This is a genomic window from Novosphingobium anseongense (assembly GCF_037482895.1).
Lineage (GTDB): Bacteria > Pseudomonadota > Alphaproteobacteria > Sphingomonadales > Sphingomonadaceae > Novosphingobium > Novosphingobium anseongense.
On sequence record NZ_JBBHJZ010000001.1, the window covers coordinates 558,259 to 581,209 of the forward strand.

Consider the following 22,951-nt stretch of genomic DNA (forward strand, 5'->3'; position numbering starts at 1 on the left):
GCAGCGCGACTCCGATCACGGTCGGCAGAAATCCAGCTTTTGCAATTGGTGCGCGCCGGCTGTATGCGCGCGGCTTGCATTTGATGGGAGTGCTCTGACGTGGCGAGTAACTGGACACCCGAGGGCTGGAAGGCGCAGGAGGCTCGGCATCTGCCGGTCTATGGCGATTCCGCGAAACTGCGCGAGGTCGAAGCGACCTTGACGAAGTTTCCGCCGCTCGTGTTCGCCGGTGAGGCGCGTGCGCTCAAGGCCGAACTCGCAGAGGTGGCGGCCGGCAAGGGCTTCCTTCTCCAGGGTGGCGACTGCGCCGAGAGCTTCGCCGAGTTTCATCCGGACAACATCCGCGACACCTTCCGCGTGCTGTTGCAGATGGCGGTGGTCATGACCTTCGCCAGCAAGCAGCCGGTGGTGAAGGTCGGCCGCATCGCCGGCCAGTTCGCCAAGCCGCGTTCGGCGCCGACCGAGACCGTCGGCGGGATCGAGATGCCCAGCTACTTCGGCGACATCATCAACGGCTCCGAAGGCAACGCGGAATCGCGTCGCAACGATCCCGAGCGGATGCTGCGCGCCTACAGCCAGTCAGCCGCGACCTTGAACCTGATCCGCGCCTTTGCGCACGGCGGCTATGCCAATCTGCGCCAGGTCCATCGCTGGACGCTCGACCACATCGGTCGCAGCCCCTGGGCCAAGAAGTTCAGCGACATGGCCGATCGCATCGGCGAGGCGCTCGACTTCATGCAGGCCTGCGGCATCGATCCCGAGACCGTGCCGCAGCTCAAGGGTACCGAGTTCTACACGAGCCACGAGGCGCTGCTGCTGCAGTACGAGCAGGCGCTGACGCGTCGCGATTCGCTGACGGGCGACTGGTACGACTGCTCGGGCCACATGCTGTGGATCGGCGATCGCACGCGCTTCGAGGGTTCGGCCCATGTCGAATATCTGCGCGGTGTCGGCAATCCGATCGGCATGAAGTGTGGGCCGAGCCTCGAGCCCGACGCGCTGCTCAAGCTGCTCGACACGCTGAATCCCGGCCGTGAAGCCGGCCGCATGACGCTCATCAGCCGCTTCGGCCACGACAAGGTCGAAGATGGCCTGCCCAAGCTGGTACGCGCGGTGCAGCGCGAAGGCCATCCGGTGGTCTGGTCCTGCGATCCGATGCACGGCAACGTCATCAAGTCGGACTCGGGCTACAAGACAAGGCCGTTCGACCGCATCCTGACCGAAGTGAAGGGCTTCTTCGCGGTCCATCGCGCCGAGGGCACGCATGCGGGCGGCATCCATATCGAGATGACCGGCCAGGACGTGACCGAGTGCACGGGCGGCGCCGTCGCCATTACCGACGCGGCGCTGGCCGATCGCTACCACACGCATTGCGACCCGCGTCTCAACGCCGCGCAGTCGATCGAGCTGGCCTTCCTGATCGCCGACATGCTCAATCTCGAGGCGACCGAGCGGACCAAGCAGGCGGCATAAGGTCAGGAAATAGGTATATAATGGGAGCCTAACACGCCTCTGCGTGTTAGGCTTTCGTATGCATGGTGGCGCGATCCGGGAGGACATAGGGGGAGGGCCTCGACTGGCTGAGCGCTATCGCTCCGTGCGAGAACTCAGCGCGGCGCTTGTCGCGCCACTGTCGGACGCGGACTCCACGCTTCAATCGATGCCCGATGCTTCGCCGGCGAAATGGCACCTCGCGCATACGACCTGGTTCTTCGAGACCTTCCTGCTGCGCGACAATCTGCCCGGCTATCGCCTGTTCCACGAGCGCTGGCCGTTCCTCTTCAATTCCTATTACGAAGCCGAAGGCCCGCGCCATCCGCGCGCCGCTCGCGGCATGCTGGCGCGGCCCGCCCTGGACGAGGTTCTGGCCTACCGCGCGCATGTCGACGCGGCGATGGCGGCTCTGCTCGAACGGTCCGATCTGAAGGACCTGATAGAACTGGGCCTCGCCCACGAACAGCAGCACCAGGAACTGCTGCTCACCGACATCAAGCACGCGCTGTGGAGCAATCCGCTGGGGCCGGCCTATGCCGCGCCGCCGTCGGTCAGCGCTTTCGCTTCGGCCGAGGCCTGGATCGATCATCCGGGCGGCATCGCCCGCATCGGCCATGCTGGCGAAGGCTTCGCGTTCGACAACGAGGGGCCGGCGCATCGCGTGCTGCTCGAACCTTTCGCTCTCGCCGAAAGTCTCGTCACCAATGCCGAGTGGCAGGCCTTCATCGTCGAGGGCGGCTATCGCACGCCGTCGCTCTGGCTCTCGGACGGCTGGGCCTGGGTGCAGCATGACAAGGTCGCGACGCCGCTCTACTGGCACGAGGACGAGGCCTTCGGACACGCCGGCTGGCAGAAGCGCGATCCCGCGGCGCCGGTCACCCATGTCTCCTATTACGAGGCCGATGCCTTCGCCACCTGGGCCGGCGCGCGGCTGCCGACCGAGTTCGAATGGGAAGCGATCGGCCAGAGCCATGATCCCGCCGCCGGCAACCAGCTCGACGCGGCCGGAGCGATCATGCCCTCGGGCTCGCCCGACCTCTTCGGCGATTGCTGGCAGTGGACGCGCTCGGCCTATCTGCCGTTTCCGCGCTTCCGGCCGGCCGAAGGCGCGGTTGGCGAATACAATGGCAAGTTCATGAGCGGCCAGTTCGTGCTCAAGGGTGCGAGCTGCGCCACGCCGCGCGGCCATTCTCGCGCCAGCTATCGCAACTTCTTCTACCCCCATCAGCGTTGGCAGTTCACCGGTCTGCGCCTGGCCAAGGATCTCTGACGCATGGCGACGCAGTTCGAGCAGGATCTGATCGAAGAACGCCCCGCCGGTCGCCTGCGCGACCAATTCCGCGCCGATGTTCTCACGGGCCTGCGCCAGCGGCAGAAGGTGGTCCCGGCGCGCTGGTTCTACGACCTGCGCGGCAGCGAGCTGTTCGAGGAGATCACGCGGCTGCCCGAATACTATCCGACGCGGGCCGAGATAGAGATCCTCGCTAACCAGTGCGGCGAGATCGGCGCTGCGGTGGGTGAGGGGCGCGCCGTGGTCGAGTTCGGCGCGGGTAGCGCCACCAAGACGCCGCTGCTGCTCGATTGCATCGCACCGGCCGCCTATGTGCCGATCGACATCTCGGGCGCGTTCCTGCGCGAGGCCTGCAAGCCGCTGGCCCGCCGCTATCCCGACCTGCCGATCGTGCCGGTCGAGGGTGACTTCACCCATCCGCTCGATCTGCCCGACGCGGTGGATGGCCGGCCGGTGCTCGGCTTCTTCCCGGGGTCGACGATCGGCAATCTTGCGCCGGCCGAAGCGGTCGATCTGCTGCGCGCGATGCGGGCCACCTTGGGTGACGGCAGCGTGCTGCTGATCGGCATGGACATGATCAAGGATCGCCAGGTCCTCGTCGAAGCCTATGACGACGGCGCCGGCGTCACCGCGGCGTTCAACCTCAATCTCGTCACGCGGATCAACCGTGAGCTCGGCGGCACCATTCCGATCGACGCGCTGCGTCACAAGATCGTGTGGAACGTCGAACGTGCCCGCATCGAGATGCATCTGGAGGCCTCGCGCGATATCGCGTTCGATATTTGTGCGCAGCATTTTTCGATGCGTGCGGGCGAGACGATCCACACCGAGAACAGTCATAAATACGATCTGGCCAGCGCCACGCAGCTCCTGCTGGCGGGGCACTGGACGCCCTTCGCGCATTTCCACGACAGCGAGCGTCGCTTTATGGTTCTGCTGGCGCGCGCCGATGCGGGGCTCATGACCGCTTGACCGTGGCGATGCGCGGGTTAAGCCTTGTCGGGGTGAACTTCCGCAACAGACTCGCCGGGCTGCTCCTCGCGATTTTCGCCGCCGCTTCGCCGGCTTTTGCTGCGCACAATAATACCACCAACGCTGCAGCAATAGCGACCGACCCGATCCGCAACGACAAGATCGGCACCTACGATTGGGTGCGCCCGCAGGCCGACTTCGTCCGCCGCGAGGTTATGGTGCCGATGCGCGACGGCACCCAGCTCTTCACGGTCATCGTCTATCGCAAGGGCACGCGCGACGCGCCGATCCTGCTCAGCCGCACGCCCTACAATTCCGGCGCGACGACCATGCGCAATCGCAGCCAGTTGATCACCGAGGTGCTGCCGATCGCCGACGCCGAGTTCGTCGACGACGGCTATATCCGCGTCTATCAGGACGTCCGCGGCATGGACCGGTCCGAGGGCGAATACGTCATGGCCCGGCCACTGCGCGGGCCGCTCAACAAGTCGCGCGTCGACCACTCGACCGATGCCTTCGACACGATCGCCTGGCTGGTGAAGAACCTGCCCGAGAGCAACGGCAAGGTCGGCATGATCGGCTCGTCCTATCTGGGCTTCACCGCGCTGATGGCGCTGGTCGATCCGCATCCGGCGCTCAAGGCGGCGGTGCCGCAGAGCCCGATGGTCGATGGCTGGATCGGCGACGACTGGTTCCACAACGGCGCCTTCCGCCCGCTCGGCTTCGACTATCTGCTCGCGCAGACCGCGACGCGCGGCGGCGGGCCGATGCCTGTCGGCAATTCGGTCGACGAGTACGAGACCTATCTCGAGACCGGATCGACGCGCGAGCTCGCGCGCAAGTGGGGGCTCGAGGATCTGCCCGCGGTGCGCAAGGTGCTCGAGCATCCGAACTACGACGATTACTGGCAGGGCCAGGCGCTCGACAAGTTGCTCGCGGCGCGCAAGCTGACCGTGCCCGTCATGCTCGTCGTCGGGCAATGGGACCAGGAGGATTCCTACGGTGCGCCGGCGGTCTATCGCGCGCTCAAGCCCCAGGATCCCGACAACAGCCTCGTCCACCTTGCGATCGGACCCTGGCGTCATTCGGGGGTCAACTACGACGGTTCGAGCCTCGGCGCGCTGAAATTCGAGGGCGATACGGCGCTGCAGTTCCGCAAGCGCTGGATGAAGCCCTTCCTCGACTGCCATCTCAAGACCAATGCGCCGCCCTGCGACACGCCGCCGGTCGTCACCTATGCGACGGGCGCCGATCGCTGGGAGGTTTCGCAACGCTGGCCCGACGGGACCGAAAAGCCGCTTTACCTGTCGTCGCGGTTCGGCCTGTCTTTCGCCAAGCCGGGCGAAGCGGGCTCGGACGAATACGTCTCAGATCCGGCAAAGCCCGTACCAATGCGTTCGCGGCCGGTGTTTCTCGACGGCGACGACTGGAAGTCCTGGCTGGTCCAGGATCAGCGCTTCGCGGACGGCCGCCCCGATGTGCTCAGCTATACGACGCAGGTGCTCGACAAGCCGCTCCATATCAAGGGCGCGCCGCGCGTCGAGCTGCACGCCGCCACCAGCGGGCGCGACAGCGACTGGGTGGTCAAGCTGATCGACGTCTACCCGCGCGAGTATACGCGGCAGGCCGAGATGGCCGGCTATCAGCTGCCGATCGGCATCGAGATATTCCGCGGACGCTTTGTCGGCGGCTTCTCGAACCCGGCGCCGCTCGAACCGGGCAAGCCCTATACCTTCCAGTGGTCGCTGCCCAACGTCGACCACGTCTTCCTGCCCGGGCACCGGATCATGGTGCAGGTGCAATCGAGCCTCTTCCCTGTCTACGAGCGCAATCCGCAGACCTGGGTTCCCGTTGTCTTCGATGCCAAGCCCGGCGACTATGCCAAGGCGACTCAGACGATCTTCCATGGTGGCGATGCGGCGAGCGCCGTGTGGCTACCGGTGGCCAAGGACTGAGCCGAAAATTCGAAGCCGCAGCGATCGGGCGCGCGCGTAGAGGAATATTGTCAAGAATCTGGCAGCCGCATGAAGAAACCGGGCAGGCGGCGCGGGACATGAAGGATGGGATGAGTAATGGCTGAGGCATTCGATCTTTCCGGCAGGGTGGCTTTGGTCACCGGTGGCGCCAGTGGCATCGGCGTCGGCATTGCCGAACTGCTGGCCGAGGCTGGCGCAACGGTGGTGATCGCCGATATCGACGCGACGCGCGCCGCGGCGCAGGCCGACGCGCTCAAAGGTGCTGGACATCAGGCGGCCTCGGTCGCGGTCGATCTCGGCGACGAGACTTCGGTGATCGCCGCCTGCGCCGACGTGGTCGAGCGCCACGGAGCGCCCTGGATCCTGGTGAACAACGCCGGACTGCAGCATCGCGAGCTGCTGCTCGAAGGCAGTGTCAGGCACTGGGACCGCAACAATGCGGTCAACGCGCGCGGGCCGTTCCTGATGATCCGCGAGCTGGCCAAGGCGATGGTCGCGGCGGGGCAGGGCGGGCGCGTGATCAACGTTGCCAGCTCGGGCCTGATCGGTCAGATGGTTCAGGGGCTCTCGGCCTATCTCGCTTCGAAGGGCGCGCTCGCGGCGCTGACCCAGGCCGCGGCGATGGAGCTCGCCGAGCACGGCATCACCGTGAACACCGTCCTGCCCGGCGGGGTCGGCACGCCTGGCGCGATCGGTGCCGAGGGTCCGCCGCCGATCGGCCCGGGCAACCGCCGCCCACCGCTCGGCATGTGCGAGCCGCGCGACATCGGTTCGGCCGTGCTCTATTTCGCGACGCCGATGGCGCGCCATGTCACCAACCAGACGATCTGCGTCGACGCCGGTTTCTCGATCACCTGACACGAAAAAAGGGGCCGTGCTTGCGCGCGGCCCCTCGATCTTCCGGCGATGTGGCCCGCGCTTACTTCGGGGGCATGCGGATCGCGCCGTCGAGGCGGATCAGCTGGCCGTTGAAGTAGGTGTTGCGCGTCAGCTCGAGCACGAGCGAGGCGAACTCCTCGGGCTTGCCGAGGCGCTTGGGGAAGGGCACGGCCTTGCCCAGACCATCGAACACCGCCTCGTTCATTTCCTTGACGCGCAGCATCGGCGGCGTCGCGAAAGTGCCGGGCAGGATCGCGTTGACGCGGATGCCCAGGTCCATCAGGTCGCGCGCCATCGGCAGGACCATGGCGTTGACCGCGCCCTTGCCGCCGCCATAGGCGACCTGGCCGATCTGGCCGTCCTGCGAAGCGGCCGACGAGGTGAAGATGATCGTGCCGCGCTCGCCGTCGTCGTTGAGCGGCTCGGCGCCGGCCATGCCCAGCGCGGCGATCGAGGCGACGCGGTAGGAGGCGGTGAAGATACCTTCTGCCGACTTGGCGATCTGCTCGGTCGCGGTGCGCTTGTAGCCGCCCGTGGTCTTGTCGAACGAGACGGTCTTGCCGCCGCCGGCGACGACCGCGCAGTGCACCACGACGCGCTCCTGGCCGTGCGCTGCGCGGGCCTTGGCGAAGCCCGCCTCGACGCTGGCCTCGTCCATGATGTTGACGTTGCAGAAGACGCCGCCGATTTCCTTGGCGAAGGCTTCGCCGGCTTCCTCGCTGATGTCGAACACGGCGACCTTGACGCCGGCGTCGGCGAGAGCCTGCGCGCTGGCGCGGCCGAGGCCCGAGGCGCCGCCCGTGACGACGGCGGCGATGGTATTGTCGATCTTCATGCAAACCTCCCGGTTTCTGGACGAATCAGAACTCGCCACGCGGGTAGCTCAACGTTTCCGACATGTCGAAGGCTGCGCGCATTCTATCGCTGGGGCGGGGGCTGACAGTATTCTCCGATGCGGCTAAGGGCGCGGGATGACCGAACGCTCGAAGATCCGCAATTTCAGCATCATTGCCCATATCGACCATGGCAAGTCGACCCTGGCCGACCGCCTGATCCAGTTCACCGGCGGCCTGACCGAGCGCGAGATGTCGGCGCAAGTCCTTGATAACATGGACATCGAGAAAGAGCGCGGGATCACCATCAAGGCCCAGACCGTGCGGCTGAACTACAAGGCCAAGGACGGCGAGACCTATGAGCTCAACCTCATGGACACCCCGGGCCACGTCGACTTCGCCTACGAGGTCTCGCGCAGCCTCGCCGCCTGCGAAGGCGCGCTGCTCGTCGTCGACGCCGCGCAGGGCGTGGAAGCCCAGACCCTGGCCAACGTCTACCAGTCGATCGAGCACGACCACGAGATCGTCCCCGTCATCAACAAGATCGACCTGCCCGCGGCCGAGCCCGAGAAGGTGCGCCACGAGATCGAGGAGGTCATCGGTATCGACGCCTCCGGGGCCGTGCTCGCCAGCGCCAAGTCGGGCATCGGCATCGAGGAGATCCTCGAGGCCGTGGTCGCCAAGATCCCGCCGCCCAGCGGCGACGACAAGGCCCCGCTCAAGGCCATGCTCGTCGACTCGTGGTACGACCCCTACCTCGGCGTCGTCATCCTCGTCCGCGTGATCGACGGCGTCATCAAGAAGGGTCTCCAGGTCAAGTTCATGGCCGGCGGCACCGAACACCTGATCGACCGCGTCGGCTGCTTCACGCCCAAGCTCGAACAGCTGAACGAACTCAGCGCCGGCGAGATCGGCTTCATCACCGCGCAGATCAAGGAAGTCGCCCAGGCCAAGGTCGGCGACACGATCACCACGGTCAAGCAGGGCGCCGCCGAAGCGCTGCCCGGCTTCAAGGAAGTCCAGCCCGTGGTCTTCTGCGGCCTGTTCCCGGTCGACGCCGCCGACTTCGAGAAGCTGCGCGAATCGATCGCCAAGCTGCGCCTCAACGACGCCTCGTTCAGCTTCGAGATGGAAAGCTCCGCCGCGCTCGGCTTCGGCTTCCGCGCCGGCTTCCTCGGCCTGCTCCACCTCGAGATCATCCAGGAGCGCCTGACGCGCGAATACGATCTGGACCTGATCACCACCGCGCCCTCGGTGGTCTACCGCATCCAACTGCGCAAATCGAAGACCGACGACGCGCGCGAGATCATGCTGCACAACCCGGCCGACTATCCCGATCCCAGCCGGATCGAGCAGATCGACGAGCCGTGGATCAAGGCGACGATCTACACCCCCGACGAATACCTCGGTTCGATCCTCAAGCTCTGCCAGGACCGCCGCGGCATCCAGACCGGGCTGACCTATGTCGGCGGTCGCGCCCAGGTGAACTACGAACTGCCGCTCAACGAGGTCGTGTTCGACTTCTACGATCGCCTCAAGTCGATCAGCCGCGGTTATGCCAGCTTCGACTACGAGCAGATCGGCCTGCGCGAGGGCGACCTCGTCAAGATGTCCATCCTCGTCAACAACGAGCCGGTCGATGCGCTGTCGATGATCGTCCACCGCGGCGTCGCCGAGGAACGCGGCCGCCACATGTGCGAACGCCTCAAGGACCTGATCCCGCGGCACTTGTTCAAGATCCCGATCCAGGCCGCGATCGGCGGCAAGGTCGTCGCCCGCGAGACCATCGCCGCGATGCGCAAGGACGTGACCGCCAAGTGCTACGGCGGCGACATCAGCCGCAAGAAGAAGCTCCTCGACAAGCAGAAGAAGGGCAAGGCCCGGATGCGCGAATATGGCAACGTCCAGATCCCGCAGGAGGCCTTCATCGCGGCGCTGCGGATGGGCGAGGAGTGACCGAAGGCGCTTAAGCGAACGGGGGCTGAAAAGCTGGTGCGCATGGCGCATCGCGCCTGACGAGGCCGCAGCGCGATGGAAGCGGCAGCGAATGCGAGGGCCATCGCCCTCGCGCCCTCATTCCCCAAACCTGCTCCCGTCACCCCCGGGCTTGATCCGGGGTGACGGGACGGTCTTTATGAGGGCGATGTCTGTTGTCGTCGCCGAGGTGTCGTTCGACGCGGGCTCTCGGGTTGGGGATGGGCTTCGGGAACATGCCATGAACATGACCCTGTAGGACAGCGAAGATCGTATTCGCTTCTTTTCCCCTTGCGGCGCCTGTCCGGTCGGTCAAAGGTGCCGCGCAAATCAGCCATCACGGGAGAGAATCAAATGCCACGCGCGACAATCAATGGCCTGGGAATAGAGTACGAGGTCCACGGACCCGAGGGCGCCCAGGCCGTCATCCTGACGCCGGGCGGGCGTTTCCACATGGACACGCCGGGCATCCGCGAATTCGCGCTCAAGCTGGCCGAGGGCGGCCGTCGCGCGGTGATCTACGACCGGCCAAACTGCGGCAAGTCCGACGCCTGCCTGCTCGGCGCGAGCGAGAGCGAGATGCAGGCCGAGGCGCTGTCGGGCCTGATCCGGCACCTCGACCTCGGGCCGACGGCGATCATCGGCGGTTCGGGCGGCAGCCGCGTGTCGATGCTGGCGGCGGCGCGCGATCCGGAGATATGCTCGCACCTCGCGCTGTGGTGGATCAGCGGCGAGCCCATCGGGCTCATGCAGCTCGCGACCTATTACGCGGGCGAGGCCGGTTCGCTGGCTTCGGTCGGCGGCATGGAAGCCGTGATGAACGCGACCTCCTGGGCCGAGAACTTCGCGATGAGCCCGACCGCCAAGGAATTCATCCGCAGCCAGGATCCGCGCCAGTTCATCGAGGTGATGCAGCGTTGGGCGGCGGCCTATGTGCCTTCGGACATCACGCCGGTGCCGGGGATGAAGCCGGTCGACTTCGCGCGGCTGACGATGCCGACCCTGGTCTATCGCAGCCATACCAGCGACCTGTCGCACACGCGCACGACCAGCGAATGGGTGCACCGCCTGATCCCGCAGAGCGAGTTCCGCGATCCGCCGTGGCGCGACGACGAGTGGAACTACCAGGCGGCCGAAACCGCATCGGGCAAGGGCCACTCGCTGTTCATCTCTTGGCAGAAGCTGGCGCCCGAGATCCTCGAGCTTACCGCCAAGCGCTGAGGCCAGCGCGGCGCCGCCCGGTGGCGGCGCCGCGGGGCTATCAGGCGGTGTGGAGCACGCGCAGTTCGGCGGCGGGCAGGCCTTCGCCTTCGGCCTGGGCGAGCAGCTCTTCCTTGCGGGCGAGCATCTGGTCGCGCAGCGCGACGAGGTCGACGTCGGTCTTGCGGCACTGGGCGAACATGCTCTCCGAGGGCATTTCCTCTTCCTTGACGTGGTGCGTGATCTCTTCGGACAGCACCTTGACCTTGGCCGCGTAGTAATCGTCGTCGGGCGAGCCGGCCATGATGTCGTTGATCAGCACCTTGGCGCCGTCGTGCTCGACATAGGCTTCGGCCAGGGTGTCGTCCTCGATCTTGCCCTGGAAGGCTGGGTAGAAGATCTCTTCCTCGATCGCGGTGTGGATCTTGAGCTCGTTGCAGATCTGCGTCGCGAGCTTCTGCTGGCGCGCGGCGTCCTTGGCTTTCTCGAACTGCTCGAACAGGTCCTCGACCTTGCGGTGATCGGCCTTGAGCAGGGCTATGGCGTCGGTGAATTCGGGTTTGGCGGCAGCCATCGGGTATTCTCCTTCCACGAAGCCCGCCTTGCGCGGCGGGCCTTTGTCGTTGCTGGAAGAATGCCTGCCAGACTTGCTAGGTTCCCGGGTCGAAGTGCCCGGACCTTAGCCGCCGACGATCGACTTGACCTCGAGGAAGTCGCGCAGCCCCCAGACCCCAGCCTCGCGGCCATTGCCCGAGCGCTTGTAGCCGCCGAACGGGGCGTCGGGCACCGGGCCCCAGGCGTTGACGCCGACGAGGCCCGCGCGGAGCTGGCGGGCAACGCCCTTGGCCACTTCGGGGTCGCCGGTGACCGCGGCCGAGAGGCCGTATTCGGTGTCGTTGGCGAGCGCGATGCCCTCGTCGAGCGTCGCATAGGTGGAAATCGTCGCGACCGGGCCGAAGGTCTCCTCGCGGAAGATGCGCATGTCGGGGGTGACGTCGGCGAGGACGGTCGGCTTGACGTAGTAGCCGCGGTTGACGCTCTCCGGCAGGCCGGTGCCGCCCGCGAGCAGGGTCGCGCCCTCGTCGATCGCCGACTGGATCAGCGCCTGGATCTTGTCGAACTGGCTCTTGTTGACGACGGGGCCGATGTGGCCGCCCTCCTGCGCCGGATCGCCGACCGGGGTGGCGTCGAACATCTTCTTGGCGAAAGCCTCGATATCGGCCTTCTGGCCCTGCGAAACGATGACGCGGGTCGGCGCGATGCAGGTCTGGCCCGAATTGGCGACGATGCCCGAGAGCATCTTGCCGAGGTGGGTGTCGATGTCGGCATCGGGCAGGACGAGGTTCGGGCCCTTGCCGCCGAGTTCCTGGTGCACGCGCTTTACCGTGGGCGCGGCGGCCTGGGCGACGGCCACGCCGGCGCGGGTCGAGCCGGTGAACGAGACCATGTCGACGTCGGGATGCGACGAGAGCGCCGCACCGACGGTCGGCCCGTCACCGTTGACGAGGTTGAACACGCCCGCGGGCACGCCGGCTTCGGCGAGGATCTCCGCGAAGATCACCGCGTTGGTCGGGCATTCCTCGCTGGGCTTGAGCACCATCGTGTTGCCCGCGGCGAGGCAGGGGGCGACCTTGGCGACGATCTGGTTGATCGGCCAGTTCCACGGCGTGATCATGCCGACGACGCCGATCGCCTCGTGCACCACGCGCGCGCCGCGCAGTTCCTCTTCCCACTGGAAACCCTCGAGCGCGTTGCGCGCGGACTTGAGGTGGCCGATGCCGGTTGGCGCCTGGGCGGCCGTGGCGAAGGAGATCGGCGCGCCCATTTCTTCGCTGATCGCCTGGGCGACGTCGCCCAGGCGGGCCTTGTAGACCTCGATCACGCGGTCGAGCAGCGCCAGCCGCTCGTCGACGCTGGTCGCGGCGAAGGCGGGGAAGGCGGCGCGCGCGGCCTTGACCGCGGCGTCGACGTCGGCCGCCGTGCCCAGGGTGATGACGGTGCAGGCTTCCTCGGTCGCCGGGTTGATCACTTCGTGGCGCGTGCCGCCCTGGCTCTCGACCCAGACGCCGCCGATGAACTGTCGCAGATGTTCGCGCATGACCGATCCTTCCCGAAAAACGTGACGCGCTTCTGGCACGCTAGGGTGGGAGGGGCAACGCGTCAGGGGGCGGTAACGGGCTCCGCATCGGCCGGTCCGTGCGATGTCGCGGGCACGATATCGCGCGGATGCAGGCGGATCTTCGGCACGACCAGCATGGCGCCGACCGCGAGGACAGAGAAGGCCCAGAAGATCGGCGAGTAGGAGCCGGTGCGGTCGAAGACGAAGCCGAAGATCGGCGGGGTCAGCAGCAGGCCGATCAGCGAAACGAGGCCGAGCAGGCCCACGGCCTTGCCCACCACGCCCGCGCCGAAGATGCGCGGCGCGACGAAGCTCTGCAGCGGGACGATCACGCCGCCGAGGCCGACCATCGCGGCGCCCAGCAGGATCAGGCCGTAGCCGCCAAAGCCGGTGGCGGCCATGGCCAGTGCCGCCATGCCTGCGGCGAAGGAGCCCAGCGCGCCGAGCATCAGCACGCGCGGGTTGATCCGGTCGGCGAGCGCGCCGAAGCCCAGCTTGGCGAGGAAGGCCATGCCCGCGTAGAGCGAGACCACCACGGCCGCGGCATTGGCGTCGATCCCCAGGTCGCGCGCCATCGGTACGATGTTGGTGACCGAGCCCATCATGCCCGCGAGCACGACCGTGACGACGAGCGCGAGCAGCCAGAAGGCCGGATCGGAGACGATGTCGCGTGCCGAGAGCGCGGCCGGCGCACCCGCGCCGCCGGCGGCGGCGCGCGGGGCTTCTGCCCCGTCGGCATGGAGTCCGCGGTCCTCGGGGCGATTGATGATGAAGGCCAGCGCGGGAACCGTGACGCAGGCGAGGATCAGCGCGAGCACGCGCAGCGCCTCGCGCCAGGCGAACTGGTCGAACAGGCCCTGGATCACCAGGGGGAAGATCATGCCGCCGGCGCCGATGCCCGAAACGGCGATGCCGAGCGCGAGGCCGCGGCGCTTCTCGAACCAGCGCGTCAGCAGGACGGTGCCCGAGATCGGCCCGGCCATCGCCTGGGTCGCGGCCATGCACAGGCCGTAGACCACGAGCACCGCGGTGAAGGAGGTGACGAAGGACAGCGCGACGAAGCCGCCGATCATGCTGAACACGCCGATCGCCATGATCCGGCGCAGCGACGATCGGTCCATGAGACTGCCGACGATCGGCGAGAGGATGCCCGTGGCGATCGACATCACCGTGATCGCCAGCATCAGCACCATGCGGGTCGAGCCGAATTCCTTGCCGAGATGAACGGCGATGATGCCGTAGGTCGGCGCGATCATGCCCGAACAGGACATGACGACCATCGACGCGAAGACCTGCCGCCAGCCGATGCCGAAACTGCGTTCCATCCCAATCCCTCTCCGTCGCCATTTGCGACGATTCGTTCGCTATTTCGGAAGGCTTATCACCCGAAAGGCGCGGATTGGAAACAGACGATTGATCGGTTCGGCCTGCCACGGAACCGGATGGCGATGGCGTTCAATCGTGGTCGCGCGGCGGGTTCGGGTGGAACGGCGGATCGGGCAGGACCACACCGACATCCCGCGCATAGCGATCCCATTCCGCGATCAGCGCCGCCTTGCGTGCCGGCTCGGCCGCGGCGAGATCGCGTGTCTCGCCGGGATCGCGCGCGAGGTCGAACAGGTGCCAGATGCCATCGCCGATATCGGTGATCTTCCAGTCGCCGCGTCGCAGCGAGCGGGAGCCGAACAGTTCGCTACCCACCGCGCGGTCGGGTGGATAGACCGCGGCCTTGCCGGCCAGCAGTCCGCGCCAGCTCAGTCCGTCGATCGGCGGCACGTCGCGGCCGGCGAAACGTCCGGGCGTGACGGCGACGCCCGCGAGGTCGAGCAAGGTCGGCGCGACGTCGCGCGCATTGGTATAGGCGCGTCCGATCGTGCCGGGACGGCGGACCACCGGGCCGGATACGAAGGCGGGGGCGTGGATGCCGCCCTCGGTCGCGAAGCTCTTGAACCGCCACGACGGGGCCGTGGCCGCCTGGGCCCAACCCGCGCCGTAGTTGGCGTAGGTCTTCGGGCCGCCGAGCGTTGCGAGGGGTGGGATCGGCGTGCCCGGTCGCGGTGCGGGGTCGCGCGCTTCGGCGCCGTTATCCGACAGGAAGACGATCGTGGTGCGCGCGAATTCGCCCTCGGCCTTGAGCTCGGCGATCACGCGGCCGATGGCCTTGTCGAGCTCCTCGACCATGGCCGCATAGATTTCCATCTTGCGGCTCGATGTCCGGCGCTCTTCGGCCGAGAGCGATTCCCAGGGCACGGTATCGACAGGTCGATGCGGCTGAGCCGCGGGGGCAAGCAGGCCGAGCTTGCGCTGGCGTTCGAGCCTTTGCTCGCGCAGCACGTCGTAGCCGGCATCGTAGCGACCGCGATACTTGGCGATCGTGGCCGGCGGCGCCTGCAGCGGCGCGTGCGGCGCGGTGAAGGCCAGATAGGCGAAGAACGGGCTTTCGCTGCGCGTCGCGCGGAGCTGGTCGATAAGCTGGCTGGCGAAGAAGTCCGACGAATAGAAGTCCGCCGGCAGGCTCGTCACCGTTTCGCCGTTGCGGGTATAGCCGAACATCTTGCTGCGGTCGGTCGAAAGACCCTGGCCGAAATGATCGTGGCAACAGTTGAGCATGGCGAAACTGTGCTGGAACCCGCGCGCATGGGGATCCTGATCGGGCGCGGTGCCGAGGTGCCACTTGCCGGAGAACAGCGTGCGATAGCCGCCGGCGGAAAGCCGTTCGGCCAGCGTCGCCGTGTCGGCGCGCAAGTGGCCTTCATAGCCGCGTCGTCCGGCCTGGTTGGGCGCCATCGATTCGGGCATGTTGCCCAGGCCGACGCGATGGCTGTCGCTGCCCGTCAGCAGCATTGCGCGCGTCGGTGCGCAGGCGGCTTCGGTGTGGAAATTCGCCAGGCGCAGGCCCGACAGGGCCAGGGCATCGAGGTTCGGTGTCGCGATCTCGCCGCCGAATGCGCCGAGGTCCGAAAAGCCGAGATCGTCGGCAACGATCACGAGAACGTTCGGCCGTGACGCCGGCCGCGCCTGCGCGCTCGGAAGCGCGAGCGCGGTGCAGCATAGGGTGGCGGCGAGCCGGATCCAGCGACGATGGGGCATGGGACGCGTCTCCTCCACGAATGCTGCGTGGGGTAATCGCGCGATGCCTGCGACACAATCGGTCAGGCAGGCCGCCTCATTGCCAAATGGCGAACATATATTTATATGACGCCATATGTCAGAGAGGTGACGTCATGCAACTCGTCAAGGTCGAGACCGATCCCCGGCCGTTCCTGCCCGAACCTATCACCGATGCAGAGGCTGCGGCGATGTTCCGCGCGGTGCTCGCCCTGTTCCGCCACTGGGGCGTCGCGGAAGATCAGGCGGCGGTCATCCTCGACCTTTCGCCACGCACCTATGCGCGCTGGAAGGCCGGCGCGCTCGGGCGTATCGGGCGCGACGGCAAGGCACGGCTGTCCAACCTGATGGGCATTCACAAGGCGCTGCGCCTGATCTTCCGCGAGCCGAGCCGCGGCTATGCCTGGATCAAGGCGGCGAACGCAGCCTTCAGCGGCCGCTCCGCGCTCGACGTCATGGCGGGCGGGGAACTCACCGACCTGATGCGCGTGCGCCGCTATCTCGACGCCGAGCGCGGCGGGTGGTGACCGATTCCGCGGAGATTCCCGTAACGCGCGTGGTCTGGCCGGGCGCGCGCCGGATCATCCGCAGCCTCTATCCGCCGATCGACCTGTTCGACGACATCGCCGATCCCGCCGACTGGCCCTTGCTGCTCGCCGCCGAGCAGAAGACCAATCCGCGCCTGATGGAGACGATCGGCCAGCTCGACCTGGTGCCGCCGGCACGGCGCGTGTCGGGGCCGGGTGCAAGCTATGTCATGGCCGCCTTCACCCACGCCAGTCCCGACCGGCCCGGACGCTTCCACGACGGTCGCTTCGGCGCGCTTTACGTCGCGCAAGCGTTCGAGACGGCACTGTTCGAAACGATCCACCACCACGCGGTCTTCATGGCGCGCACGCGCGAGATGCCGGGCTGGACCGCGCAGTTCCGCGAACTCGTGCTCGACCTCGATGCGCCGCTGCACGACCTGCGCGGCGAGAGCTCGGCCTGGGCCGAGGCGCTGGCGCCCGACGACTATGCTGCGTCTCAGGCCCTGGGGGCTCGGCTGCGGGCGGAAGGGTCCGAAGGTCTGGTCTATCCGAGCCGCCGCGATCCGCACGGCGAATGCGCGGGCCTGTTCCATCCCGATCGCGTGACCCTGCCCGTGCAGGCTCGCCACCTCGACTATCACTGGAACGGCGAGCGCGTCGATCTCTACCGCGATGCCGGCAGCGGCGAGGTCTATCGGGTTTCGTGAGCGATCGCGCCAAGGGGCGGCACGACAGGATGTTGGTCGGGGAGACAGGATTCGAACCTGCGACCCTCTGGTCCCAAACCAGATGCGCTACCAGGCTGCGCTACTCCCCGACCCTGTGCGGTCGGTCGACCGATCATCCGACGTGGTGGGCCCGGCAGGATTCGAACCCGCGACCTAGCCGTTATGAGCGGCCAGCTCTAACCGCTGAGCTACAGGCCCATCGCCGTGCCCGCCGTCGCCTGCGAAGACGATGTCGGATGCGCGGGCGTTAGCCGGGTGCCACGCGCTAGGCAAGCGCCAGCGAGCGCGTAAATTCCTGCACCGTGGTCGGCGCGACGCCACGACGCTCGAGATGGGCGAATATCTGGCGCCACCATGCGTAGAAAGTCTCGAGATCGGCGGCATCGCGCACGTAAGGGGTGTGCCCGGGCGCCAGCGAGGGGCTGTGGAACGAGAAGACCAGCAACGGCAGATCGTCGTCGAGCGCGGCGTCGATCGCGCGGATGCCCTCTGCCACCGTGGTGCCTTCGGGGCTTAGCGGAATGCGTTCGAGCAGGCCGCCGCGCGCCAGGGCGCCGAGCAGGCGGGGAACACGACCGAGCAGCGGATAGAGCGTCTGGCCCCAGCGGCGCAGACAGCCGGTGAACATGGCGGTCACCGGCGCCTCGACCAGTCGGCGTTCGCCGCCGAGCCAGTAGGGGCGGCGCGGATGCTGGCGGAAGTCGGGTCCGCCGATCGCGGTATATTCGTAAAGGCTGCGGACCGAAGTATCGATCACGACGCCGGCCTCGCGCAGGATGGCGGCGCTGTTCGGGCCGACGCCATAGCGGCCGGCGCGATAGATCAGCGGCGCGACGCCGAGGTTGGTCCTGATTGTCGCGTGGAGGGCGAGGAACTTCTCGCGCTCGATCTCGAAGGGAAGGTTGCCCGCAAAGCTGTTGAACTCGCTGACCTCCTCCACGAAGGGCGGATTGACCCAAGGGTGGAGGTGGATGCCGACTTCGGCCTTGCCGGCGGCGAGCGCGGGGCCGAGCGCCGCGGCGGTCTCGGGCGCGGTGGCGATCGGGTGGTCGATGAGGAAGACGGGAACCACGCCGAAGCCTTCGCAGAACTCCACGAAGCGCGCGAACTGGCCGATCGTCTCGAGGCCGTGACCCTCGCGGCGGGGCGGGCGGCTCCAGTCGAATTCCTCTTCGGTGTCGATCGTCACCAGGAAACGCGGCGCGCCCGCCGGAAAGCGCACGAAGTCCGGCTGGCGCGGTGGCGCGACAATGCCGACTTCGGGGCTGACTTCGGGGCTGACGCTGGAAACCAAGAACCGGAATCTCCATCGGCGCAAAGCCGCGGCACGGATCCCGACGCGCGTTCGGGATGACGATGGAGAGCGCTATAGACTGAAAAGATTACCGAACCTGCGCATCCGCTGCGGCCGATGGCTCCGCTATCGAGGCAAATGCCGCCGGCAGGGTTAGGCGCAATTTGTCCTGGCGGCGTTCGAGCGAGCCACCCGCCGCCTTGGCCTCGGCCGCCGCCAGTCGCAGCGCGAAGCCGGTGCCGAACATGCCGGCCGCGAGCGCCTGCGTTTGGCCGCCGGCGCCGGCGTCGAACAGCGCGTCGCCATCGCTGAAGGCGAGGCTCGCGGGCAGGCGCAGGGTCAGTCGCAGGCGATCGCCGCGCATGCGGCCGCGCAGGCGCAGCACTTCGCCGGGCGAAGCGGCGCCGGCCAGCGTCGCGAGCAGGCGCCAGATCAGCCGTTGCGCCTCGACCGGCGCGAGCGCGACGGGCAGGGCGGAATTCTCGCATTCGAGTTCGAGCCCGCTGCGACGCGGCGCGGTGAAGCTCTCGAGCTGGGCGATCGTCGCGGCGATGACGGGGAGCAGGTCGCTCGTGCCGGGGTCGAGCGCCAGGGCGCCGCTGTCGAGCTTCACCAGCCGTTCGAGCTCCTCGAAGCCGGCGAGCATGCGCGCGCCGTCGCTCGCCACGGTCGCCGCGAGCGCGCGATATTCGTGCGGGGTGGGACCGAACAACTGCTGCTGGATGACCTCGGCGAAACCCTGGATGGCGTTCACCGGCGTGCGCAGCTCGTGGAGGATCTGGCGCATGCGGTCGGCCTCGCTGTCGACCGGGACCACGGCGGCGCCAGCCGTGGGGCGACGCATGCGGCCGACATAGCCGGCGAAGCGGCCGCCGGGCTGGTCGAAGCGCGGTGCGGCGTCGATCCGCCAGTCGCCGGCGATCGCCGGGGCGCCCTCGATGCGCAGGGTGGCGCGGCCGATCGGCTGGCGGTGGCGGAACATGGCGAGCAGTTCGGGTGAGCTCTGCGCCGGGCTTTCGGGATCGCGTGCCGCGATCCGCAGGCCCACGGCGGCCGGCGCGATGCCGGCCTCGGCCCAGACGATGCGGCCTTCGGCGTCGGTGGCGAAATCGAAAGCGGTCAGGTTGCGCAGCGGCGCTTCGGCAGATGTTGGCGTCTCGTCATCGGCGGGCTGGCGCGTCTTGCGGAAGGCCTCGATACGGCGGACGATCGCGCCGATCTCATCGATCTGCGGCGGCGCCTCGGTCGGTTCGACGAGCGTCAGCGGGACGACGTTGGTCGCCTCCGCTTCTTCCGGCATCTCGGCCGGCGGCAGGCCGCGGTCGGCCACGCCGAGCCGCCCGAGCAGCACCGCGACGCGCGGCGAGAGCCCGCGGCGATGGCGGACGAAGCCGCGCGCGCCGACGGGCAGCGCCGGGATCAGGTCGAGCCACTGGTCTTCGTCGAGCTCGGCCCGCGCCATGGCGGCGGCGGCGACCTCTGGCTCGGCGACCGCGAGCTGGGAGACGAGGCGCGAAGCGCGCAGCCGCAGGACGGGTTCGCTCAGGATGGCGGCGCGTTCGCGCGCGGGGATCGCCGCGGCCAGTTCGCCGAGGCGAAGATAGGCGGCATCGACGCGCTCGCTCTGGGCCGTATCGGGCAGGCTGCCGAGCAGGTCGACGAGCTGCCGGAACTGCACGCGCGCGATCGTCTCGCTGCCGGCCGGGCTGCGCAGCACGGTATCGAGACGGTCGTCGAAATGCATCATGGCTCCGCTGCCCCGCGGCGAGGCGGTCACAAGCCCAGCCTCCTAGCACTTTGACGCATATGCGAAAGGGCGCGCACAGCCTGCGTTGCAAAGCGGGACGATTGCGAGGGCAAACAATAATATTATATCGAGGTGGTTGTTTCCGTTATAAATCGTGCCACAACACCGACCGTACCGTCATGGCGATAGGGGCGCAGGCATGGCAAATCTCGATCATATCGACCGTCGGCTGCTGGCCGAACTCCAGGACGAAGGGCGCGTGACCAACGTCGAACTGGCGCAGCGCGTGGGTTTGACCGCGCCGCCGTGCCTGCGGCGCGTGCGTGCGCTCGAGGAAGACGGGGTCATCAAGGGCTACCATGCCGAGCTCGACGCTTCGAAGCTCGGCTATGCGATCACCGTCTTCGCACTGGTCAGCCTGAAGAGCCAGGCCGAGGAATCCTTGCGTCAGTTCGAAGAGCACATGCGCAAGCTGCCCGAAGTGCGCGAGTGCCACATGCTCAACGGCGAGATCGACTTCATCCTCAAGATCGTCAGCCGCGATCTGCAGAGCTTCCAGGAATTCCTGACCTCGAAGCTGACTCCGGCGCCGAACGTCGCCAGCGTGAAGACCTCGCTGACGATCCGCACGGCCAAACAGCTTCCCGGCGTGCCGCTGGAACTGGGCGAGTTCTAGAGCAGGGCGGCCGCTTCAAGGCCGAGCAGGTAGCTCTTCGGGCCGAATCCGGCGATCGAACCCTTCGCGGCCATGCCGACGTAGCTCTTGTGGCGGAATTCCTCGCGCGTGTGCGGGTTCGACAGATGGACCTCGATCACCGGCGTCTTGATCGCGCGGATCGCATCGTAGATCGCGACGCTCGTGTGCGTGTAGGCGCCGGCGTTGAGCAGGACGGCGACCGCCTCTTCGGCCTGGGCTTCGTGCAGCCAGTCGATCAGATGGCCTTCATGATTCGATTGCCGCAGGTCGATCGTGAGGCCGAGCTCCTGCGCGCGGTCCTCGAGCATGGCGGCGATGTCGTCGAGCGTGTCGCTGCCGTAGATCGTCGGCTCGCGCAGGCCGAGCAGGTTCAGGTTCGGCCCGTTGAGCACGTATACGAGTTTGTCCGCCATGTTCCCCGTCCGCTGAATGATGGGGTGAGGACCTAGGCGGACGCGCCGAAGCTGACAAGCGCCGCGATCGGGCCTGACCCAGGGTCAGCCCTGGGCGGAGGGGTCGAAGCCCGAGGGCGAGCTGTCCGAGAAATCGCTGGGTGGCGCGACATCTTCGCCATGCGAGCTGAGCGAGCCGTCGCCCTCGTCGAGAGCATTGGGTGGCGGGGTCGGCTCGGGTGCGGGGGCAGGGCGCGACGCGGCGGCGACGGCGGCAGCGTTCTCTGCGGCCTTCTGCGCAGCGATCGCCTTGTTCGCGGCGGCTTCGGCTGCGGCGAGCTTCTCGTTCATCGCCTCGTCGTTGCTCTTGGCGCAGGCGCCGAGCGTCAGCATTGGCAGCAGCATCGCGACCGCAGCGATCCTGACGCGCCACGAGTTCCCGGCCGAACGGCTCATCGATATCTCCGAAAGGCGGCGATCTTGCCGCATAGGCCGGGTTATAGCGGCAAAGGCCTTAGTCTTTCTTAACCGGACCTCACTTGTCCGAGCCGGCGACCTTGCCCCATTGGCGCACGACCGAATAGCCGAGGTAGCCCGTGCCGAACAGCGCGTAGAGCGGTTCGGGCAGGCCGTTGAGATAGGCGGTCATGCCGCTGGCGATCGCGCTGGCCGTGGTCGGGCTGAGCGCGCCGATCAGGCCCATCGGCACGGCCCAGAGAATCATCGCATACATGACGTAGAGGAAGCTCGGCCGCGCGCGGCTGGTCCAGGGGTCGGCCGAGCCGGCTTCGGCGACGATCGCCGAGAGCCGCGCCTGGAGCAGGTCCATCTCCTGCGAGCCCTGCAGCCGCAGCAGTTCGAGCTTGGCGCGCTCGCGCGCGTCCTTGTCGGGGATGATCTTGTCGATGATCGAGGTCAGCGGGCCGAGCAACGAGTCGAGCACGGGCATGGGGCACTCCTGGCTAAGCGAGGAGCGGTCCAGATAACCAAATCGGTTCCTGTAGGAAAACGGATTTGCGGGCCGAGCTTTTTGAAGCTGGGATTTTTGGGGTGTGTCTCTTTGGTCGGGACGAGAGGATTCGAACCTCCGACCCCCACACCCCCAGTGTGATGCGCTACCAGGCTGCGCTACGTCCCGACCGAGGGGTGGGCCTATAGGCATGCCCGACGGCGATGGCAAGCGTGTGCTGACATGCTTATTTCATCGTGGCGGGAAGGCGGGTCGGCGCGCGTTGCCACACCTGCGCTTTGCTGCTAACCGCCCGCAATTCCGGCCATGATGCGCCTGGCCGTGCTTTCGGTCGTTTGGCGCCGATGCCGCAAACAAGGCAGATTTTCTCGCAATGAGCAGCTCCATCCTCGATATCCTCCAGGCCGCAGCCCCCGCCGCCGGCGAGCCGCCGGCCTGGGTGACGTTCATGCCCTTCGTCGGCATGGCGGTGATCTTCTGGTTCTTCATCCTGCGTCCGCAGATGCGCCAGCAGAAGGCCCATCGCGACAAGATCGCCGCGATCAAGCGCGGCGACCAGGTGCTGACCGGCGGTGGCTTCGTCGGCAAGGTCGTCAAGATCGACGAGCAGTACGCCGAGATCGAACTGGCGCCCAACGTCAAGGTCAAGGCGCTCAAGTCGACCATCACCGATATCGTCGGCCCCGGTGGCTCGGCGCCGGCAAACGACTGACCCCGCGCGGGTTTTTCGGGAGAGCACGTTAGGAT

Annotated in this window: 21 protein-coding genes and 3 tRNA genes; 11 read left to right on the top strand and 13 right to left on the bottom strand. The window is 67.3% G+C overall.

The window, feature by feature from the left end:
• Positions 1-99: 99 nt before the first annotated feature.
• The 5 genes from WG901_RS02710 (at position 100) to WG901_RS02730 (ending at position 6,591) form a co-directional block, all read left to right on the top strand.
• A complete protein-coding gene (locus WG901_RS02710) occupies positions 100-1,473 on the top strand; it encodes a class II 3-deoxy-7-phosphoheptulonate synthase (RefSeq protein ID WP_339585478.1) in 1,374 nt (457 codons plus the stop codon).
• A 58-nt stretch (positions 1,474-1,531) separates the two neighbouring features.
• Positions 1,532-2,764: an ergothioneine biosynthesis protein EgtB gene (egtB, locus tag WG901_RS02715; RefSeq protein WP_339586631.1), complete on the top strand. Its 1,233-nt coding sequence runs from the start codon at positions 1,532-1,534 to the stop codon at positions 2,762-2,764.
• A 3-nt stretch (positions 2,765-2,767) separates the two neighbouring features.
• The gene (gene egtD / locus WG901_RS02720; protein ID WP_339585479.1) at positions 2,768-3,757 is read left to right on the top strand and encodes an L-histidine N(alpha)-methyltransferase; all 990 of its coding nucleotides are present in this window, start codon (positions 2,768-2,770) and stop codon (positions 3,755-3,757) included.
• 32 nt (positions 3,758-3,789) lie between these two features.
• Entirely contained in the window at positions 3,790-5,712 is a 1,923-nt protein-coding gene (locus WG901_RS02725; protein WP_417602194.1) for a CocE/NonD family hydrolase, read from the top strand.
• Between the two features lie 117 nt (positions 5,713-5,829).
• Complete coding sequence (locus tag WG901_RS02730; RefSeq protein WP_339585480.1) at positions 5,830-6,591, top strand: SDR family NAD(P)-dependent oxidoreductase; 762 nt, start codon at positions 5,830-5,832, stop codon at positions 6,589-6,591.
• A gap of 61 nt (positions 6,592-6,652) precedes the next feature.
• Here WG901_RS02730 and WG901_RS02735 read toward each other — a convergent pair whose 3' ends face one another.
• Positions 6,653-7,447, bottom strand: coding sequence for an SDR family oxidoreductase (locus tag WG901_RS02735; RefSeq protein ID WP_339585481.1), 795 nt, complete (start codon positions 7,445-7,447; stop codon positions 6,653-6,655).
• A 136-nt stretch (positions 7,448-7,583) separates the two neighbouring features.
• Between WG901_RS02735 and lepA the strand changes: the two genes are divergently transcribed.
• Positions 7,584-9,401: a translation elongation factor 4 gene (gene lepA / locus WG901_RS02740; RefSeq protein WP_339585482.1), complete on the top strand. Its 1,818-nt coding sequence runs from the start codon at positions 7,584-7,586 to the stop codon at positions 9,399-9,401.
• Positions 9,402-9,773: 372 nt separating this feature from the next.
• Positions 9,774-10,640, top strand: a complete 867-nt coding sequence (locus WG901_RS02745; RefSeq protein WP_339585483.1) for an alpha/beta fold hydrolase — start codon at positions 9,774-9,776, stop codon at positions 10,638-10,640.
• Positions 10,641-10,680: 40 nt separating this feature from the next.
• On the opposite strand, the gene WG901_RS02750 is transcribed toward WG901_RS02745, so the two are convergent.
• The 4 genes from WG901_RS02750 to WG901_RS02765 all read right to left on the bottom strand — a co-directional run bounded on the left by WG901_RS02750 (position 10,681) and on the right by WG901_RS02765 (position 15,828).
• Positions 10,681-11,193, bottom strand: coding sequence for a hemerythrin domain-containing protein (locus WG901_RS02750; protein WP_339585484.1), 513 nt, complete (start codon positions 11,191-11,193; stop codon positions 10,681-10,683).
• 105 nt (positions 11,194-11,298) lie between these two features.
• Entirely contained in the window at positions 11,299-12,717 is a 1,419-nt protein-coding gene (locus tag WG901_RS02755) for an aldehyde dehydrogenase family protein (protein WP_339585485.1), read from the bottom strand.
• A 62-nt stretch (positions 12,718-12,779) separates the two neighbouring features.
• Positions 12,780-14,063, bottom strand: coding sequence for an MFS transporter (locus tag WG901_RS02760; protein WP_339585486.1), 1,284 nt, complete (start codon positions 14,061-14,063; stop codon positions 12,780-12,782).
• Positions 14,064-14,193: 130 nt separating this feature from the next.
• The gene (locus WG901_RS02765; RefSeq protein ID WP_339585487.1) at positions 14,194-15,828 is read right to left on the bottom strand and encodes an arylsulfatase; all 1,635 of its coding nucleotides are present in this window, start codon (positions 15,826-15,828) and stop codon (positions 14,194-14,196) included.
• A gap of 134 nt (positions 15,829-15,962) precedes the next feature.
• On the opposite strand from WG901_RS02765, the gene WG901_RS02770 reads away from it, so the two are divergent.
• Together WG901_RS02770 and WG901_RS02775 are read left to right on the top strand one after the other, a co-directional pair.
• On the top strand, positions 15,963-16,373 hold the full coding sequence (locus WG901_RS02770) for an MbcA/ParS/Xre antitoxin family protein (RefSeq protein ID WP_339585488.1): 411 nt from the start codon (positions 15,963-15,965) through the stop codon (positions 16,371-16,373).
• Positions 16,370-17,083, top strand: a complete 714-nt coding sequence (locus WG901_RS02775; protein ID WP_339585489.1) for an RES family NAD+ phosphorylase — start codon at positions 16,370-16,372, stop codon at positions 17,081-17,083. The genes WG901_RS02770 and WG901_RS02775 overlap by 4 nt, the downstream gene beginning before the upstream one ends.
• Before the next feature lie 33 nt (positions 17,084-17,116).
• Here the strand turns inward: WG901_RS02775 and WG901_RS02780 are convergent.
• From WG901_RS02780 to WG901_RS02795, 4 genes are all read right to left on the bottom strand, one after another.
• Positions 17,117-17,193, bottom strand: a tRNA-Pro gene (locus tag WG901_RS02780).
• 33 nt (positions 17,194-17,226) lie between these two features.
• A tRNA-Ile gene (locus tag WG901_RS02785) sits at positions 17,227-17,302 on the bottom strand.
• A 67-nt stretch (positions 17,303-17,369) separates the two neighbouring features.
• A complete protein-coding gene (locus WG901_RS02790) occupies positions 17,370-18,398 on the bottom strand; it encodes a polysaccharide deacetylase family protein (RefSeq protein ID WP_339585490.1) in 1,029 nt (342 codons plus the stop codon).
• Positions 18,399-18,486: 88 nt separating this feature from the next.
• Positions 18,487-20,142 (bottom strand): sensor histidine kinase, encoded by a 1,656-nt coding sequence (locus tag WG901_RS02795; protein ID WP_339585491.1) that lies wholly within the window; start codon positions 20,140-20,142, stop codon positions 18,487-18,489.
• Positions 20,143-20,344: 202 nt separating this feature from the next.
• On the opposite strand from WG901_RS02795, the gene WG901_RS02800 reads away from it, so the two are divergent.
• Entirely contained in the window at positions 20,345-20,821 is a 477-nt protein-coding gene (locus WG901_RS02800; protein ID WP_339585492.1) for an Lrp/AsnC family transcriptional regulator, read from the top strand.
• Here WG901_RS02800 and aroQ read toward each other — a convergent pair.
• The 4 genes from aroQ to WG901_RS02820 form a co-directional block, all read right to left on the bottom strand.
• Positions 20,818-21,255 carry a type II 3-dehydroquinate dehydratase gene (gene aroQ / locus WG901_RS02805; RefSeq protein WP_339585493.1) on the bottom strand — a complete coding sequence of 146 codons (438 nt, stop codon included), beginning with the start codon at positions 21,253-21,255 and terminating at the stop codon, positions 20,818-20,820. The two genes, WG901_RS02800 and aroQ, sit on opposite strands and share 4 nt — an antisense overlap.
• A gap of 84 nt (positions 21,256-21,339) precedes the next feature.
• A complete protein-coding gene (locus tag WG901_RS02810; protein ID WP_339585494.1) occupies positions 21,340-21,690 on the bottom strand; it encodes a hypothetical protein in 351 nt (116 codons plus the stop codon).
• Positions 21,691-21,769: 79 nt separating this feature from the next.
• Positions 21,770-22,183 (bottom strand): holin family protein, encoded by a 414-nt coding sequence (locus WG901_RS02815; protein WP_339585495.1) that lies wholly within the window; start codon positions 22,181-22,183, stop codon positions 21,770-21,772.
• A gap of 112 nt (positions 22,184-22,295) precedes the next feature.
• Positions 22,296-22,372 (bottom strand) — tRNA-Pro (locus WG901_RS02820).
• A gap of 205 nt (positions 22,373-22,577) precedes the next feature.
• Between WG901_RS02820 and yajC the strand changes: the two genes are divergently transcribed.
• Complete coding sequence (gene yajC, locus WG901_RS02825) at positions 22,578-22,916, top strand: preprotein translocase subunit YajC (RefSeq protein ID WP_339585496.1); 339 nt, start codon at positions 22,578-22,580, stop codon at positions 22,914-22,916.
• Positions 22,917-22,951 lie beyond the last annotated feature (35 nt).